Origin of the sequence: Streptomyces sp. UW30 (assembly GCF_008042075.1) — a bacterium.
GTDB lineage: Bacteria > Actinomycetota > Actinomycetes > Streptomycetales > Streptomycetaceae > Streptomyces.
Window position 1 is genome coordinate 1,028,044 of record NZ_RDBN01000005.1, and the last position, 17,418, is coordinate 1,045,461.

Below are 17,418 nucleotides of genomic sequence, written 5' to 3' on the forward strand. Positions count from 1 at the left end.
GGCTGCTCAGGGGCCCGCTCCCAGCCCTCTTCCGGCGCCCACCGGCCCTGGGTCTACGCTGCGTGCCACGTCCGGCAGCTCAAGGAGGCGCAGGTGGCGCAGGTGCCGCAGACATTCTTCGATGCTCTCGCGGTGCGCACCTGGTGCGGTCTCGCGCTGGAGTCGCTCGGCCGCGCGCGTGAGGAGATCGACGCGATCAACGTCTACCCCGTGGCCGACGGGGACACCGGGACGAACCTGTATCTGACCGTGGAGTCGTCGGTGGCGGCCGTGGAGGCCGTCTTCACCGCCTACGACGTGGGCAAGCCCAGCCTCGCGGTCGCCGCCCGCGCGATGGCGCACGGCGCCCTCATAGGTGCCCGCGGGAACTCCGGGACGATCCTCGCCCAGCTGCTGCGGGGCATGGCCCAGGTGCTCGCCGACGACGGTGAGACGGCTCACACCGACGGCTCCGGTCTGCGCGACGCCCTGCGGCGGGCCGCCGACTCCGCCCGCGAAGCCGTGGCCCACCCCGTCGAGGGCACCGTCCTCACGGTCGCCTCAGCCGCCGCCGACGCGGCCCACGGTGCCGCGGGCGACGACTGCGGGAGCGTCGCGCGGGCGGCCTACGAGGGCGCGCGTGCCGCGCTCGCCGCTACGCCCCGACAGCTGGCCGTCCTGGAGCGCGCGGGGGTGGTCGACGCCGGCGGGCGTGGGCTGCTGGCGGTGCTGGGCGCGCTGGTGGAGACGTTCACGGGGGAGGCGGTGCCCGCGGCCCCCGGCGGGCACGCGCGCGTGGCGAGCGCTTCGCCCGGGGCCCCGGCCGCCGACGGCGCCTTGCTCGCCGATGCCGAGGACTGCGCCGACGTGCCGGAGGCCGGCGGTCCCGCCTTCGAAGTGATCTACCTCCTGGAGGCCGAGGACGCGGCCGTGGCGCGGCTGCGGGCACGGCTCGACGGGCTCGGGGACTCGCTCGTGATCGTCGGCGGTGACGGACTGTGGAACGTCCATGTGCACGTCGACGACGCGGGGGCCGCCGTGGAGGCGGGCGTCGAGGCCGGGCGGCCGTACCGGATCCGGATCACCCACTTCGGGGCCGGCGACGCGCACACCACCGGCGAGCGGCTGCCCCGGGAGCGGGTCCAGCGGGCCGTCGTCGCCGTCGTGCCCGGCGAGGGCCTGGCCGGGCTGTACGGCGAGGCCGGCGCGACCACCGTCCTCGCCCGCCCCGGCGAGCCGCCCGCCAGCGGAGAGCTGGTCGAGGCCCTGCGGCGGGCCCACGCGCGCGAGGTCGTGCTGCTGCCCAACGACGCCGAACTGCGCCACACCGCGGCCGCCGCGGCCGAGCAGGCCCGCGTGGAGGGCATCCGCGTGGCGCTGATCCCCACCCGCTCCGCGGTCCAGGGCATCGCCGCGCTCGCCGTGCACGAGCCGGACCGCCGCTTCGACGAGGACGTCGTGTCGATGACGTCGGCGGCCGGTGCGACCCGCTACGCCGAGGTCGCCGTCGCCGAACGCCAGTCCTGGACCATGGCCGGCATCTGCCAGGCCGGCGACGTCCTGGGCCTCATCGACGGCGACGTGGCAGTGATCGGCACGGACGTCACCGCCACCGCAGAGAGCGTCCTCGACCGGATGCTGTCCGCAGGCGGCGAGCTCGTCACCCTCGTCCTCGGTGACGAGGCGCCCGAGACGATCGCCGAGCACCTCGAAGCACGCGTGCGTGAGTCCTACCTCGCTGTCGACACGGTGGTGTACCGCGGCGGGCGGCAGGGGGCGCTGCTGCTCATCGGCGTGGAGTGAGCCCGGCCGGGACCTACGCCTCGTCCTGCTCCTCCACGACCTGGAGCATCTGCCCGGCCTCCGCGCGCCGCTCCCGCGCCGCCTCGTCGGCCTCGTCGACGCCGTCGTACGCCGCGAGCACGGCACGCGCGCGTGCCGCCGCCTCGGCCGGACGGCTCAGGTCGGCCTCCAGCCAGCCCGCGGCGAGCTCGGCGCCGGTACGGCTGTGCAGGGCGTCGTCGCCGAGGGCGGCGAAGACCGCGACGGCCTGCGTCACCTGGGACAGGGCCTCCTCCAGCGCGCCGCGGATCGACTCGTCCTCGGCATCCTCCGCGGCGGAACGCGCCAGGAGGTCGCTGAACTGGCGGTGGGTGTGGCCGAGTTCGGCGACGAGCCGCTCGCGGGCCTCCTCGTCGTCGACCGCCTCCAGCGCCGCCCGGCACTCCTCGACCGCGCTCGCCATCAGCGCCGGAGCCGTGTCCTGCCCGCCTTCCACGTCCTCCTCGCCCAGCGCCAGCCACGCGCGGGCGCGCAGGGACCGCACCAGGCCGTGGACATTGCCGACGGAGCGCCACAGCGTGCCCGCGCGCGCGTACGCCTGGTCCGCCTCGGCGTGCAGGCCCGCGTGGCCCAGGGACTCGGCTGCGAGGTGGGCGAGGGTGGCGTGGTCGTGCTGCTCGGGCCAGTGCCGGGCGATCTCGGCGGCCTGAAGCCGGCGTTCGGCCGCCTCGCGGTGCTCGCCGAGCTCGCTCAGGCAGTCGCCGAGCCACCACTGCGTCTGGACGACCGCCCCGTCGCCGTGCGTCTCGGCGGACAGGTCGACGAGCGCCGACTCCAGCACCTCGGCGGCCTCGGCGAACCGTCCCTGCCGCAGCAGGAACCCGCCCAGCTGCTGCCGCGCCCAGGCGCCCAGCGTGCGGCTCTCGCCCGCCTCGTCGGCCCAGTGGGCGGCCTCCAGGGCGTGCTCCGCGGCCTCCTCGGACAGCCCCCGGCCGCCGAGCACCTCGGCCAGCTGGAGGTGCAGCTGCGCCCGCCCCGCGGCCTCCAGGTGCGGCCCGCCGTGCTCCAGGGCCGCCCGCAGCGCCCGCTCGGCCTGCGCGGTGTCGCCGAGATGGTGCGCGAGCCCGGCCAGCCGGGCCTCGTACTCCACCGCGAACCACGGCAGCCCGGCCCCGACGAACGCCGCCGCGGCCCGCGCGAACAGCTCCGCGGCCCCCTCCACGTTCCCCGCGAGCGCCGCCAGTTCCGCGAGCATCGCCTGCGCCTCAGCGATCCGTGCGGCGAGCCGTACGTCGTCCCGGGACTGCCCGTCGACGAGCGCGAGCACCTCACGGGCGGCGATCTCGGCGCCGGCCGCCGACTGCGGCGCCGCGTCCTCGGCCTCGTGCACCTGCCGCATCAGGATCCGCGCCCGGCTCATCAGCACGGCCGCCGTCTGCCGCAGGCCCGTGCCGTCCTCGGCGTACAGCGCGAGGACCCGGTCGTACAGGTCGGCGATCGCCGTGAGGGCCTCGGACACCTCGCCCTGGAGCGCCCGTACGTACGCTCCACGCGCGCGTGCCGCCAGCGCCTCACCGGGGTCGCCCGCCTCCGCGTACAGCCCCGCCGCCTCCTCGAACAGGGCGACGCCCTCGGGGCCCAGGTCCATCGCCCGGTGGTCGGCGATCTCCGCGCGGTCCCGGGCGTCCAGCTCGACGCCCTCGGCGGCCCGCGAGACGGCCGCCCACGCCTCGACGGCGCCTGGCTGGAGGGTGTCCGACAGCCGCCGTGCCTCGGCGATCAGCGCCGGCAGGCCGGGCCGCGGGCCCGGGTCCTGCGGCGCGTTCGACGCGGCGGGCGCGGGCACCGACGGTGTCGGCCGTGCCGCCGTACGCACCCCCAGCGGCAGCCGCTCCACCAGCGGGCGCTGCTCCATACGCGCGCGTGCCCGCTCGCTGATGTGCGTCGTGCCGTTGCGCTCGTCGAAGCGCGCGGCCAGGGCGAGGGCCTCCTCGCGCGCGTGGGCGGCGAGTTCGCGGGCGGTCCAGGTGCGGCCTGCCGGACCGGGCACCTGCTGCGCGCCCAGCCCGAGCGCGCCCAGGCGGTCCATGAGCAGGGCCACCACCGACATGAACTCCAGCTTGCTGCGCGGATGCCCGTCGTCCGTGAAGTACGCCGGCCGCTCCGCTAGCAGCTCCAGGCCGCGCGCCTCGTTGCCGGTCAGCACACAGAACTCGACGTGGTCCGCGTACGCCCCGCGCATGCTCTCCATGGCCCGCACGAGCCTGAAGCCCCGCAGATGGTTGGCGCGGGCCTCGTCCACGCGGCCCAGGCGCAGCAGCGGCGTCAGGGAGGACGCGAGGACCGTGTGCGGCTCGTGGGCGCAGGTGAACTCGCCCTCCAGGACCGGCGCCCACAGCCGCAGCGCCTCGGTGTCCTGGCCCCGCTCCGCCTGCCACCACCCCTGCCCGTGCAGCTCGCACGCGTGGCAGTCGGCCATGCTGTCGCGGTCCGCGCCCAGCCAGGCGCCGTACGCCCGCTCCGCCCGCGCCACGTCTCCGACATGCGCGGCCACGCTGAACTCGGCGCCGCGCACGGCCCGTTCGGAGTGCCCGGCGAGCCGGTAGCGGTGCTCCATCTCGCCGAGCCACTTCTCGATCGAGGCCAGCGGGACGTGCGGCTGGTCGAGCATGCCGGACGACATCCACTTGAAGACCCAGTGCAGCGAATGGATCTCGTACTCGTCGAAGTCCTCGGGCCGCTCGTCCCACATGCGCAGCAGACGCGCGAAGGGGACGAACATCTTGCCCTTCTCGGAGCTGTAGTTGTAGACCTTCAGCTGGTGCCCGAGCGCCTCGATCACGGCCAGCGGGACGTTCAGCTTCTCCGCCTCGGCGAGCAGCTGCTCCGCGCGCGCGTTGCGGGCCGGACCCTCCGGTTCCTCGCCGTTCTCCGCCATCGCCCGGCGCAGCGAGTCGAAGTCGGTGATCTCGCTCATCAGCGGCCTCCCTCGCCGTTCGTGGCCCACTCCAGCAGACCGATGAAGGCCCGGTTCAGCAGCGCCGAGTCGGCGGGCCTGAGCGGACGCTGCGCCATCAGCAGGGCCTGCCCGTACAGCGACTCGGTGGCGGTGCCGATCAGCTCCGGATCGCCCAGCGAACCGATCCGCCGGATCAGCGGGTTGAGGTGGTTCAGCACCAGACGCGCGCGTGGCGCGCTGCCGCGCAGGGACCCGAGGATGCCCGCCCACAGGTCGTCGGCCTGCTCCTCGGCCTGCGCGCGCGCCTGCTCGTGCCGGGCCGCCCGGTCGTCCAGGTGCAGCGCGGGCACGGACAGCGGATGGAAGGCGCGCAGGACGACGTCACAGCCCAGCGGGTCGAGTTTCGCCCGCGCGGCCGCCAGGAAGCCCGACAGGGCCAGCTCCTCGGCCGGGTCGACCGAGTCCAGATGGGCGGTCACGGTCTCCGCGTCCAGCTCGGCGACGACCGTCCCCGGCCGCACCGACGGCAGCGCCTCGATCAGCTCGCTGTCGTACGTGTAGCCGCCGTTGACCACCCCGACGCCCTGCGCGGACGCGATCGGGGCGACCTGCCGGTACTCCTCGACGGTCCGCGTGAAGTGCACCACCGCGTGCCGCTGCGCGAACTCCTCCAGGGACAGCCGTCCGTCGGACGTCTCGAAGGGCAGCCACGGCAGCATCGTGCGCAGCATCTCCTTGTCGTGCCGCGCGAGGGACTTCACGCCCAGGTGGTGCACGGACAGGAACGCCGCCAGCCGTTCCGGATCCCCGGCCGCGAGGCCCGTGAGCCAGGACCGGATCCTTGTCCCCAGCGCCTCCCGTACGGCCGCCAGCGTCTCGTCCTCGTACAGCGACTCGCGCGACGCCGTCGGCCGCAGGCTGTCGGTGTCCAGGACGCAGCGCACGAAGAACGCCCAGTCGGGCAGCAGCTGTTCGGCCCGCTCGGTCAGCAGCATGCCCTTGAGGTGGACGCGATGACCGGCCCGCTGGGCGGGGCTGACCGCGGCCGGCAGCACGTACGCGACCCCGCGGATCCCGGCGAGCGGCACGTCCAGCTCGATCGAGTCCAGCGGGGTGAAGCCGAACAGGTCCTGACAGTGCCGGGCCAGGGCCACCCTCCGGTTGGCGGGGGAGGGGTACGACCGGTCCCAGGGCGCGGGCAGATCGGTGACGGCCTCGCCGCCGACCCGTACGTCGTACGGCAGCAGTGAGCCGAAGTCCCGCGCCAGCGCCAGGACCCGGTCCTCGGCCAGCCACTCGGCGGCCCCCGCCCGCGCCACCAGGTGCACGGTCGTGCCCGGTTCGGGGCGGGCGTCGTCCGGCAGCGTCCGCACGGTGTACGAACCGTCGTCCGTCGCCGTCCACTCCACCGGCGGCGCGTCCGGCGTACGGGCGCTGCGGCTGACCACCCGGATCCGCTCGGCGACCACGAAACACGCCAGCAGACCGATGCCGAACTGCCCCAGGAAGTCGGACCGGGCCTCCTGAAGCCCCTCGGCGCGCTTGGAGCTGCGGCCGATGGTCGCGAGGAGGCTGTGCACGTCCGCCTCGGTCAGCCCGATCCCGGAGTCCTCGACGCGCAGGGTGCCCGACTCGGCGTACAGCCGCACCGCGGCGGGCGCGCCCGGCTCCTCGGCGCGTCTGGCGGTGATGGCGTCGACGGCGTTCTGCAGCAGCTCGCGCAGATAGACCTTCGGACTGGAGTAGAGGTGGTGGGAGAGCAGGTCCACCAGACCGCGCAGGTCGACCTGGAACGTATGAGGTGACGGGGATGGCTGAGGTGCCTGGGATGACTGTGAGGTCTGGGAGTCCATCGTCGCAGCGCCGTTGGGGGGACTTGGCGACGGCGCGGGGTCGGGCGGCCCCGGTGAGGCGGTGACCGCGAAGGGATGGCCGGAGCGCGCCATCCTAGGGCCGAAGCGAGCCGCCTGACCAGGGGTTTCCGGGAGTTTTACCGGGACGGACGCCGTGACCTCTACGGCATTGTCAGTGCCGTGGTGTGGAATGGATCTCGTGCCCGCACTGGAAGAACCACTGAAGAAAGTGCTCGGCCCTCCCACCGCGAAGGTGATGGCCGAGCATCTCGGCCTGCACACCGTGGGCGACCTGCTGCACCACTACCCGCGCAGATACGAGGAGCGCGGCCAGCTCACCCACCTCGCCGACCTCCCCATGGACGAGCACGTCACGGTGGTCGCCATGGTCGCCGACGCGCGCCTGCACAGCTTCGCCTCCAGCAAGGCGCCGCGCGGCAAGGGCCAGCGCCTCGAAGTCACCATCACCGACGGCAGCGGCCGCCTCCAACTGGTCTTCTTCGGCAACGGCGTTCACAAGCCCCACAAGGATCTCCTGCCGGGCACACGCGCGATGTTCGCGGGCAAGGTCTCGGTCTTCAACCGCCGCCTGCAACTGGCGCACCCGGCCTACGAGTTGCTGCGCGGCGACTCGGAGGAAGCGGTCGAGACCTGGGCCGGCGCCCTGATCCCGATCTACCCCGCCACCGCCAAGCTGGAGTCCTGGAAGGTCGGCAAGGCGATCCAGACGGTCCTGCCCAGCGCCCAGGAGGCCGTCGACCCGCTCCCGGACACCCTCCGCGAGGGGCGCCGCCTGGTCGCCCTCCCCGAGGCCCTCCTCAAGATCCACCGTCCGCACACCAAGGCCGACATCGAGGACGCCCGCTCCCGGCTCAAGTGGGACGAGGCCTTCGTCCTCCAGGTCGCCCTCGCCCGCCGCCGCCACGCCGACGCCCAACTCCCCGCGGTCGCCCGCAAACCCAAGCCCGACGGCCTCCTGACCGCCTTCGACGCCCGCCTCCCCTTCACCCTCACCGAGGGCCAGCAGAAGGTCTCCAAGGAGATCTTCGACGACTTGGCGACGGAGCATCCGATGCACCGGTTGCTCCAGGGGGAGGTCGGATCCGGGAAAACCATGGTGGCGCTGCGCGCCATGCTCGCCGTGGTCGACGCCGGCGGACAGGCCGCCATGCTCGCGCCCACCGAAGTGCTCGCCCAGCAGCATCACCGCTCCATCGTCGAGATGATGGGTGAGCTGGCCGAGGGCGGGATGCTGGGCGGAGCGGATCAGGCCACCAAGGTGGTGCTGCTCACCGGGTCCATGGGCGCGGCCGCCCGCCGCCGGGCGCTGCTCGATCTCGTCACCGCGGAGGCCGGGATCGTCATCGGCACGCACGCGTTGATCGAGGACAAGGTCCAGTTCCACGACCTCGGCCTGGTCGTCGTCGACGAACAGCACCGGTTCGGCGTGGAGCAGCGCGACGCCCTGCGCGGCAAGGGCAAGCAGCCGCCGCACCTGCTCGTCATGACGGCCACGCCCATCCCGCGCACGGTCGCCATGACGGTCTTCGGCGACCTGGAGACCTCGGTCCTGGACCAGCTCCCCGCCGGTCGCTCACCCATCGCCTCCCATGTCGTCCCGGCCGCCGACAAGCCCCACTTCCTGTCCCGCGCCTGGGAGCGGGTGCGCGAGGAGGTCGGCAACGGCCATCAGGCCTACGTCGTCTGCCCCCGGATCGGGGACGAGGAGGACGACCCGAAGAAGTCCGGGAAGAAGAAGTCACCCGAGGACGAGGCCGAGAAGCGCCCGCCGCTCGCCGTCCTCGACGTGGCCGACCAGCTCTCCAAGGGCCCGCTCAGCGGCCTCCAGGTGGAGGTCCTGCACGGCCGTATGGCTCCGGACGACAAGGACGCCGTCATGCGCCGCTTCGCCGCCGGCGAGACCGACGTCCTGGTCGCCACGACGGTCATCGAGGTCGGTGTGAACGTCCCCAACGCCACCGCGATGGTGATCATGGACGCCGACCGCTTCGGCGTCTCCCAGCTCCACCAGCTGCGCGGCCGCGTGGGCCGAGGCTCCGCCCCCGGCCTCTGCCTCCTGGTCACCGAGATGCCGGAGGCCGCCGCGGCCCGCCAGCGCCTGGCCTCCGTCGCCGCCACCCTCGACGGCTTCGAACTCTCCCGCATCGACCTCGAACAGCGCCGCGAGGGCGACGTCCTCGGCCAGGCCCAGTCCGGCGCCCGCACCAGCCTGCGGATGCTGGCGGTCATCGAGGACGAGGAGATCATCGCGGAGGCGCGGGAGGAGGCGGTGACGCTGGTGGCGGCCGATCCGGAGCTGACGGGACTTCCCGGCCTCAAGACGGCCCTGGACGCCCTTTTGGACGAGGAAAGGGAGCAGTTCCTGGAAAAGGGGTGAGCGGGATCGCCCCTGAAGGGGCGCGGGGAACTGCGCGAGCAACCACGACGAACCTGCTGCCACACTGAATCCGTAACCACCCCCGAACAAGGACCCAAGATGACGCGCGTGATCGCCGGCACGGCAGGTGGACGCCGCTTGGCAGTCCCGCCAGGGACCGGCACCCGCCCCACCTCCGACCGCGCACGCGAGGGCCTCTTCTCCACTTGGCAGGCCCTCCTCGGCGGCCCCCTGGAGGGCGACCGCGTCCTCGACCTCTACGCCGGATCCGGCGCGGTCGGCCTGGAGGCACTCTCCCGAGGCGCCGGCCACACCCTCCTCGTCGAGGCCGACGCCCGAGCCGCCCGCGTCATCCGCGAGAACGTCAAGAGTCTCGGCCTCCCCGGCGCCGAGGTCAGATCGGGCAAAGCCGAACAGATCATCCAGACCCCGGCGCCGACCGAGCCGTACGACATCGTCTTCCTGGACCCGCCCTACGCCGTCACGGACGACGATCTTCGCGAGATTCTCCTCACACTCCGCTCAGGGGGCTGGCTCGCGCGCGAGGCGCTCGTCACCGTGGAGCGCAGCACCAGAGGCGGAGAATTCCGGTGGCCCGAAGGTTTTGAAGCGATCCGGGCCCGTCGTTACGGCGAGGGAACGTTTTGGTACGGTCGCGCCGCCTCTACGTGCGAAGACGCACGATGACCGGACCGGAGAGCGAGGGATCACAAGTGCGCCGCGCCGTATGTCCCGGGTCATTCGACCCGATCACCAACGGACACCTCGACATCATTTCCCGCGCCTCCAGGCTGTACGACGAGGTCTACGTCGCAGTCATGATCAACAAGTCCAAGCGGGGCCTGTTCGAGATCGACGAGCGGATCGACCTGATCCACCAGGTCATTGCGGAGTTCGAGAACGTCCGGGTCGAGGCCTTCCACGGCCTCCTCGTCGACTTCTGCAAGGAACGCGACATCCCGGCCATCGTCAAGGGCCTGCGCGCGGTCAGCGACTTCGACTACGAGCTGCAGATGGCGCAGATGAACAACGGTCTGTCCGGCGTGGAGACGCTCTTCGTGCCGACCAACCCGACCTACAGCTTCCTGTCGTCCTCGCTGGTGAAGGAGGTCGCCACCTGGGGCGGCGACGTCTCCCACCTGGTGCCGCCGGTGGTGCTGGAGGCCCTCAACAAGCGTCTGCGCCAAGGCTGAACGGGCAACGGCGGCTACAGTCGTCCCGTCCGTCTCCATCACAGCTGTAGAGAGTGGCGAGCACACGGTGGACGTACAGAACAAGCTCGACGAGATCGTCGCGGCGGTCTCAGGTGCCCGGTCGATGCCGATGTCGGCGTCCTGCGTGGTCAACCGCGCCGAACTGCTCTCCTTGCTGGAAGAGGTCCGTGCGGCCCTGCCCGGCTCCCTCGCCCAGGCCCAGGAGCTGATCGGCGACCGCGAGCAGATGGTCGAGCAGGCCCGCCAGGAGGCCGACCGGATCATCCAGGGTGCGCACGCCGAGCGTGGCTCGCTGATCTCCGACACCGAGGTCGCCCGCCGCTCCCAGGCCGAGGGCGACCGCATCCTCGCCGAGGCCCGCCAGGAGGCCGAGGACGTCCGCGCGGAGGCCGACGACTACGTCGACTCCAAGCTCGCCAACTTCGAGGTCGTCCTCACCAAGACCCTCGGCTCGGTCGGCCGCGGCCGCGAGAAGCTCCTCGGCACCGGCCCGGGCCTCGACGAGCAGGGCTACGAGGACGAGGACGCCCCCGAGCGCAGCCACGACCCGGAGACCCTGCGCCGCACGGCCGACCAGTACGTCGACGCCAAGCTCGGCGCCTTCGAGGCCGTCCTCGCCAAGACCCTGGAGGCCGTCGGCCGCGGCCGGCAGAAGCTGCACGGCCGGATCGCCACCGACGACCTCGGCGCCCTCGGCGACGACATCGGCACCGCCCAGCACTCCAGCGACGCCGACTACCTCGCCGACCTCGTGGCGCTGGCCGAGCAGGACGCCCCGGCGGCCCCGCCCGAGCAGCCGGCGGCCGTACCGGCACAGCCGCAGTACGACCCGCAGACCGTGCAGCCGGCGTACGGCTACCAGCAGCAGGACACCTACGGCGGCTACCCGCAGCAGCAGGCCTACGCCCAGCAGCAGGACCCGTACGGCTACCAGCAGGCCGATCCCTACGGCTATCAGGGCTACGACGGCCAGCAGGCGGCTTACGACCAGCAGCAGGCCCAGCAGCCCCAGCAGGTCCACCAGTCGTACGCCCTCGACGAGACCAGTCTCTTCGACACGGGCATGATCACTCCGGAGCAGTTGCGGGCGTACGAGCAGGGGCGCGGCCAGTAACGGACCACCGGATTGGGCCGTGAGCGAAAGGTCCAGTATCCTGGCTCTTCGGTCGCGTGTACGTCCGCGATCAAAGCTGCCCAGGAACACCGCGGGCAGTGACCCCCTGAGCTCAGCAGATCGAAAGCAGGAATGGCGTGACAGCCCGCCTCGACCACCGCAACCCTCTCGTGTTCGACACGCACGAGCTGGGTCGGCGGCCCGGTGCGCTGCAGCGCTTGACCCGTACGGTCGCCGCCCCCAAGGACTTCGGTATCCAGGGGGTCGTCGGAGTGCCGGAAGGCGCCCCGGTGGAGCTCGGACTCCGGCTCGAGTCGGTCATGGAAGGGGTGCTTGTCACAGGCACCGCCCGTGCACAGGCCGAGGGGGAGTGCGTAAGGTGTCTGGAGCCGCTTCAGCTCGACGTCGAAGCGGAATTCCAGGAGATGTTCTCGTACCCTGACGCCGACGACCGGGGCCGCCACCACGCGGAACCGGGCGACGACGCCGAGGACGACGAGGACAGGCTCTTTCTCGAGGACGGCATGTTCGACCTCGAAGCCGTGCTGCGTGATGCGGTGGTGCTCGCACTGCCGATGCAGCCGGTGTGCCAGGAAGGCTGCCCAGGACTGTGCACCGAGTGCGGTGCACGCCTTGCGGACGACCCGGACCACCACCATGACGCCGTCGACATGCGTTGGGCGGCACTGCAGGGACTCGCCGAGACCATGACGGACGGCGAGAAGGACGAGATGAGCGGCGGCGCGCTTCCATCAGCGCACGCCGACGAGAAGCAGGAGAAGTAGCCGTGGCTGTTCCGAAGCGGAAGATGTCGCGCAGCAACACGCGCCACCGCCGGTCGCAGTGGAAGGCTGCGGTCACCCCCCTGGTTGCGTGCGAGCGCTGCCACGAGCCCAAGCAGCAGCACATCGCGTGCCCGTCTTGCGGCACTTACAACAAGCGCCAGGTCCTCGAGGTCTGAGCGGCTGGTGAGAGGCACTGTGTCCACGCCGAAGAAAAACTCTGCGGAGACCACGGCCTCGTCCCACACGCTGTTGGAAGGGCGGCTCGGGTACAAGCTCGAGTCCGCCCTTCTGGTGCGTGCGCTGACGCACCGTTCCTACGCGTACGAGAACGGCGGTCTGCCGACCAACGAGCGCCTGGAGTTCCTCGGGGACTCCGTCCTGGGCCTCGTCGTCACGGACACGCTGTACCGAACCCACCCCGACCTGCCCGAAGGCCAGCTGGCCAAGTTGCGGGCCGCGGTGGTCAATTCGCGTGCGCTGGCGGAGGTCAGCCGCGGGCTCGACCTGGGCTCCTTCATCCGGCTCGGCCGCGGTGAAGAGGGCACGGGCGGCCGGGACAAGGCATCCATCCTTGCCGACACCCTGGAAGCGGTGATCGGCGCGGTCTATCTCGACCAGGGCCTGGACTCTGCGGCGGAGCTCGTGCACCGCCTGTTCGACCCCCTGATCGAGAAGTCCTCGAACCTCGGTGCCGGCCTGGACTGGAAGACCAGTCTCCAGGAGCTCACCGCGACCGAAGGGCTCGGCGTGCCCGAGTACCTGGTCACGGAGACCGGCCCCGACCACGAGAAGACCTTCACTGCTGCCGCCCGCGTCGGAGGCGTCTCGTACGGCACCGGCACCGGCCGCAGCAAGAAGGAGGCGGAGCAGCAGGCCGCTGAATCCGCGTGGCGGGCCATCAAGGCCGCCGCGGAGGAGCGCGCCAAGAAGGCGGCAGCGAACGCCGCCGAGCCCGACGCGGACGCGTCGGCCTCCGCCTGACCGAACAAGCGCGATCCGAGCGCCCGTCCCGGCCCCGTAATTGGTCGTGGGCGGGCGCTCGGCCCATACCCGCAAGGTGTGTACGGGAGATCCCATGCCCGAGTTGCCCGAGGTCGAGGTCGTGCGGCGTGGCCTGGAGCGGTGGGTCGCCCACCGTACGGTCGCCGACGCCGAGGTGCTGCACCCGCGTGCCGTACGCCGCCACATCGCCGGCGCGGACGACTTCGCGCACCGCCTCAAGGGTCATCGCGTCGGTGTCGCCAGCCGCCGCGGCAAGTACCTGTGGCTGCCCCTGGAGGACACCGGTCAGTCGATCCTGGCCCACCTCGGCATGAGCGGTCAGCTGCTGGTCCAGCCGCACACCGCGCCCGACGAGAAGCACCTCAGGATCCGGGTGCGGTTCGCGGACGCGGTCGACACCGAACTGCGGTTCGTGGACCAACGCACCTTCGGCGGCCTGTCGTTGCACGACACGACTGCGGACGGCCTGCCCGACGTCATCGCGCACATCGCCCGCGACCCCCTCGACCCGCTCTTCGACGACGAGGCCTTCCACCAGGCCCTGCGCCGCAAGCGGACGACCATCAAACGGGCCCTGCTCGACCAGTCGTTGATCAGCGGAGTCGGCAACATCTACGCGGACGAGGCCCTTTGGCGCGCCCGTCTGCACTACGACCGCCCGACGGGCACCTTCACCCGCCCGCGCAGCCTCGCACTCCTGGGCCATGTCCGGGACGTGATGAACGCGGCCCTCGCGGTCGGCGGCACCAGCTTCGACAGCCTCTATGTCAACGTCAACGGCGAGTCGGGCTACTTCGACCGCTCGCTCGACGCGTACGGCCGTGAGGGGCTGCCCTGCAAGCGGTGCGGTACGCCGATGCGCAGGCGGCCCTGGATGAACCGGTCGAGCTACTTCTGCCCGAAGTGTCAGAGGGCGCCGCGCGTCTCGTCGTAGCTCCGGCGTGCTTCGAGCACGTCGTCCATCTGCCCCTCCACGAAGTGGATGAGGCTCAGCAGTCGCTCCGCCACCCCGCGCCCGAGGGGCGTCAGCTCGTAGTCGACCCGCGGCGGGTTCGTCGGCTGGGCGTCGCGGTGGACCAGGCCGTCCCGCTCCAGGGCGTGCAGCGTCTGGGACAGCATCTTCTCGCTGACGCCGTCGATCCGCCGGCGCAGCTCGTTGAAGCGCAGCGAGCCCTCGTACAGGGCGCCGAGCGTGAGCCCGCCCCAGCGGCCCGTGACGTGCTCCAGCGTGCCGCGCGAGGGGCAGGCCTTGGCGAACACGTTGTACGGGAGGTCCTGCTCCTCCGTGCGCTCCTGCGTGATGTCCATATCTGAAGCGTACTCGAACGCAGCGCTAACCGGCAGGTTGCACTAACTGGAAGTTAGTGCTTTCCTTTCGTCATTGCCAGTGAGCTGGCCAATACCCAGCTGCCTACTTCAGGAGTGCCTACGTGACCACCCCCGTCATCTCCATCGCCTACCACTCCGGCTTCGGCCACACCGCCGTCATCGCCGAGGCCGTCCGCTCCGGTGCCGTCGAGGCCGGTGCCGAGGTGCATCTGATCAAGGTGGACGAGATCACCGAGGAGCAGTGGACGATCCTCGACGGTTCGGACGCCATCGTGTTCGGCTCGCCGACCTACATGGGCACCGCGTCCGGCGCCTTCCACGTCTTCGCCGAGGCCACCTCGAAGCGCTGGGCCGAGCAGGCCTGGACGGACAAGCTGGCCGCCGGCTTCACCAACTCCGCCTCCAAGAGCGGCGACAAGCTGCACACCCTGCAGTTCTTCCAGATCCTGGCCGGCCAGCTCGGCATGCACTGGATCAACCTCGGCCTGCTGCCCGGCTGGAACAACAGCGCCGGCTCCGAGAACGACCTCAACCGCCTCGGCGTCTTCACCGGCGCCGCCGCCCAGACCAATGCCGACCAGGGCCCGGAGGCCGTCCACAAGGCCGACGTGGCCACGGCCGAGCACCTGGGGCGCCGGGTGACCGAGACCGCGAAGGTGTTCGCCCTCGGCCGCTCGGCGGTCGCCGCGTAGGCGCGGGCGAACACGCACGAGGGGCTCCCAGCCGGTGTTCGTCACCGGGTGGGAGCCCCCATGTGGTCGGCGCCACGGCGTCGGAATGCCGACGGAGTGCCGTCGTGCCAGGCTGAGATCAGGGATCGAGTCAGTCCGGGAAACTCGGCTGACCGGATGGCTCTGCGACCCAAGGAGGCCGGCATGGCCCGTGACGCCCCTCAACCCGAATGGGCCAACGTCGACCCGCGCCCCTGGCACGGGCCCACGTCCGGTACCACCGTCTTCGCCGCTGCACTGATGATCTTCGGCGGAGCAATGGCGATTTTCGAGGGTGTCGCTGCCGTTGCCGAGGACGACCTGTTCCTCGCGACACGTCACTACGTGTTCGACTTCAGCCTGGCGGGCTGGGGCTGGGTCCACCTCATTCTGGGAATCGTCACTGTCCTTGCAGGCTGCGCCGTACTCGGCGGAGCGCTGTGGGCACGCTTCTTCGGCGTGCTCGTGGGCGGCCTGGGCGCGCTCGCCAACTTCCTGTGGGTGCCGTACTACCCTCTATGGGCCCTGGCACTGGTCGCCATCAACATCTTCATCGTCTGGGCCCTGTGCACGGGTATGCACAGAGAGGCCCACGACGGCCGGACGGCCTGACCCGGACATCACTTCCGTGCGGGGCTCGATCCGTTCAGGCGCCTCGGCCCGAGCCGCGCAAGGTGACCTGCGGCTGTCTCAGTAGCCGAAGTCCTGCGTCCACCAAGGGCCGCCGGCGCCGATGTGCACACCGACCCCGAGGGTCTTGAAGTCGCAGTTCAGGATGTTCGCCTTGTGGCCGGGACTGTTCATCCAGGCCTCCATCACGGCGGCCGCGTCGGCCTGGCCGCGGGCTATGTTCTCGCCGCCGAGGTCGGCTATGCCGGCCTTCGCGGCCCGGTCCCACGGGGAGGCGCCGTTCGGGTCGGTGTGGTCGAAGAAGCCCCGCTGGGCCATGTCCTCGCTGAAGTCCTGCGCCAGATCGGCCAGCGAGCTGTTGGCGGCGACCGGGCTGCAGCCCACCTGTGCGCGCTCGTCGTTCACGAGCCTCAGTACCTCGGCAGCGGCGGCGGCCTGGGCGGACACCGTCACCGGCGGGGTGGTCTTTTCCTGGCCCTGCTCGGGCTTCTTGTCCTTCTGCGGCGCCTTGGTGGCCGTCCGCGAAGGAGTCTCCTTCGGCTTCTTGCTGGGCGTGGCCGACGGCTTCTTCGACGGCGTCTTCGTCGGCGCGGCCGACGAGGTCGACGGGGCCGGAGTGGTCGGCCGCTCGATGTCACGGCTCGTCGATTCGCCGCTGTCGTCCCGGTCGGCGCTGCCGGACGTACCGCCCTGCTCGGCGGGGGAGTTGGTCGGGCTGTCGGCGGCCTGCACCCGGTCCGTGCCGTTGCTGCCGCCGAGCTGGTAGTTGTCGATGCCGGGCACCACGCCCGTGGCCACCGCGACCGTGCCGATGGCCACCGCCGCGGAGACGCCGAGCAGCCCGGTCTTCACCGGAGCCGCGGCCTTCTTCTTACGGCGGCGGTGCGTGCCGGGCCGCCGGGAGCCGCCGTCGGGCGTGAAGCCGTCACTGTGGAAGACCGCGGTGGCCGTGGCGTCGTCGCTCGGGAAGGTCGTGGGGTCGGTGATCCGGTCGTAGTCCTCTTCCGTGGCGAAGAGGTAGGCGTCGCTCATCGCGTAGGCCTCGGCGTACGCCTCCGGATTCAGATAGGGCGCGATGCCTCTCGCGGGGCGTTCGCTCGCGTACGAGTCCCGTGGGTCGTGGCCCTCCGTATAAGAGCCGTCCGTGTGTGTGACCCCCGTGGCGCGGCCGGTGGCGGCGCGTCCGGCGGCGGAGCGTCGGTGGCGTCCCATGTACTGGCCTTCCTCGTCCCTGCGGTCTGAACGTCCTCACAGAACTCACACGATCGAGTGAGTTTCATATGAGATTCATTGGGTCGGGACGGTACCGCATGGCGCCAGAGGAGGGAGTGCCCCGAGAGACATTGGCCCGTTAGGTTGCAGTCATGAGCGAGGATGTGCGGTTGGTCGCCTGGGTGCGGGGACGCGTCCAAGGTGTGGGTTTTCGCTGGTTCACGCGGGCCAAGGCCCTCGAGATCGGCGACCTGAGTGGTTTTGCTCTCAATTTGGACGACGGCCGGGTCCAAGTGGTCGCGGAGGGCCCCCGGGGCGGCTGCGAGGGGCTGCTCGACTGGCTCCAGGGCGCCGACACGCCCGGGCGGGTGGACGGTGTCACCGAGATCTGGGACACACCTCGCGGGGGTTACGACGGCTTCGCCATCCGCTGAGCCGATTCTGTAAACAG

At 71.6% G+C, this 17,418-nt stretch carries 16 protein-coding genes; 12 read left to right on the plus strand and 4 right to left on the minus strand.

Annotated features, from left to right (window positions below):
- The first annotated feature begins 93 nt into the window (after nt 1-93).
- Nucleotides 94-1,782 (plus strand): DAK2 domain-containing protein, encoded by a 1,689-nt coding sequence (locus EAO75_RS06420; RefSeq protein WP_147993989.1) that lies wholly within the window; start codon nt 94-96, stop codon nt 1,780-1,782.
- Between the two features lie 13 nt (nt 1,783-1,795).
- Here the strand turns inward: EAO75_RS06420 and EAO75_RS06425 are convergent, their stop codons facing one another.
- Together EAO75_RS06425 and EAO75_RS06430 are read right to left on the minus strand one after the other, a co-directional pair.
- Nucleotides 1,796-4,738, minus strand: a complete 2,943-nt coding sequence (locus EAO75_RS06425) for a tetratricopeptide repeat protein (protein ID WP_147993990.1) — start codon at nt 4,736-4,738, stop codon at nt 1,796-1,798.
- Nucleotides 4,738-6,573, minus strand: coding sequence for an HSP90 family protein (locus EAO75_RS06430; RefSeq protein ID WP_147993991.1), 1,836 nt, complete (start codon nt 6,571-6,573; stop codon nt 4,738-4,740). Before EAO75_RS06430 ends, EAO75_RS06425 begins: the two co-directional genes overlap by 1 nt.
- A gap of 190 nt (nt 6,574-6,763) precedes the next feature.
- On the opposite strand from EAO75_RS06430, the gene recG reads away from it, so the two are divergent.
- From recG to mutM, 8 genes are all read left to right on the plus strand, one after another.
- Complete coding sequence (gene recG, locus EAO75_RS06435) at nt 6,764-8,971, plus strand: ATP-dependent DNA helicase RecG (RefSeq protein WP_147993992.1); 2,208 nt, start codon at nt 6,764-6,766, stop codon at nt 8,969-8,971.
- 99 nt (nt 8,972-9,070) lie between these two features.
- A complete protein-coding gene (gene rsmD, locus EAO75_RS06440) occupies nt 9,071-9,658 on the plus strand; it encodes a 16S rRNA (guanine(966)-N(2))-methyltransferase RsmD (protein ID WP_147993993.1) in 588 nt (195 codons plus the stop codon).
- On the plus strand, nt 9,655-10,164 hold the full coding sequence (coaD, locus tag EAO75_RS06445; protein WP_147993994.1) for a pantetheine-phosphate adenylyltransferase: 510 nt from the start codon (nt 9,655-9,657) through the stop codon (nt 10,162-10,164). Before rsmD ends, coaD begins: the two co-directional genes overlap by 4 nt.
- A 67-nt stretch (nt 10,165-10,231) precedes the next feature.
- On the plus strand, nt 10,232-11,299 hold the full coding sequence (locus EAO75_RS06450) for a cell division initiation protein (protein WP_147993995.1): 1,068 nt from the start codon (nt 10,232-10,234) through the stop codon (nt 11,297-11,299).
- Between the two features lie 137 nt (nt 11,300-11,436).
- Nucleotides 11,437-12,084, plus strand: a complete 648-nt coding sequence (locus tag EAO75_RS06455) for a YceD family protein (RefSeq protein WP_147993996.1) — start codon at nt 11,437-11,439, stop codon at nt 12,082-12,084.
- A 2-nt stretch (nt 12,085-12,086) separates the two neighbouring features.
- Complete coding sequence (gene rpmF, locus EAO75_RS06460) at nt 12,087-12,260, plus strand: 50S ribosomal protein L32 (protein WP_015657589.1); 174 nt, start codon at nt 12,087-12,089, stop codon at nt 12,258-12,260.
- Between the two features lie 19 nt (nt 12,261-12,279).
- Nucleotides 12,280-13,065, plus strand: a complete 786-nt coding sequence (rnc, locus tag EAO75_RS06465; protein WP_147994312.1) for a ribonuclease III — start codon at nt 12,280-12,282, stop codon at nt 13,063-13,065.
- Nucleotides 13,066-13,159: 94 nt separating this feature from the next.
- Nucleotides 13,160-14,020: a bifunctional DNA-formamidopyrimidine glycosylase/DNA-(apurinic or apyrimidinic site) lyase gene (gene mutM / locus EAO75_RS06470; protein ID WP_147993997.1), complete on the plus strand. Its 861-nt coding sequence runs from the start codon at nt 13,160-13,162 to the stop codon at nt 14,018-14,020.
- Here mutM and EAO75_RS06475 read toward each other — a convergent pair.
- The gene (locus EAO75_RS06475) at nt 13,993-14,394 is read right to left on the minus strand and encodes a winged helix-turn-helix transcriptional regulator (protein WP_147993998.1); all 402 of its coding nucleotides are present in this window, start codon (nt 14,392-14,394) and stop codon (nt 13,993-13,995) included. The genes mutM and EAO75_RS06475 overlap by 28 nt on opposite strands.
- A 122-nt stretch (nt 14,395-14,516) precedes the next feature.
- Between EAO75_RS06475 and EAO75_RS06480 the strand changes: the two genes are divergently transcribed.
- Together EAO75_RS06480 and EAO75_RS06485 are read left to right on the plus strand one after the other, a co-directional pair.
- Nucleotides 14,517-15,107 carry a flavodoxin family protein gene (locus tag EAO75_RS06480; RefSeq protein ID WP_147993999.1) on the plus strand — a complete coding sequence of 197 codons (591 nt, stop codon included), beginning with the start codon at nt 14,517-14,519 and terminating at the stop codon, nt 15,105-15,107.
- A 279-nt stretch (nt 15,108-15,386) separates the two neighbouring features.
- Entirely contained in the window at nt 15,387-15,737 is a 351-nt protein-coding gene (locus EAO75_RS06485; RefSeq protein WP_147994313.1) for a hypothetical protein, read from the plus strand.
- A gap of 78 nt (nt 15,738-15,815) precedes the next feature.
- On the opposite strand, the gene EAO75_RS06490 is transcribed toward EAO75_RS06485, so the two are convergent.
- Nucleotides 15,816-16,967 (minus strand): CAP domain-containing protein, encoded by a 1,152-nt coding sequence (locus EAO75_RS06490; protein ID WP_147994000.1) that lies wholly within the window; start codon nt 16,965-16,967, stop codon nt 15,816-15,818.
- Between the two features lie 152 nt (nt 16,968-17,119).
- On the opposite strand from EAO75_RS06490, the gene EAO75_RS06495 reads away from it, so the two are divergent.
- Nucleotides 17,120-17,401, plus strand: a complete 282-nt coding sequence (locus EAO75_RS06495; RefSeq protein ID WP_147994001.1) for an acylphosphatase — start codon at nt 17,120-17,122, stop codon at nt 17,399-17,401.
- Nucleotides 17,402-17,418 lie beyond the last annotated feature (17 nt).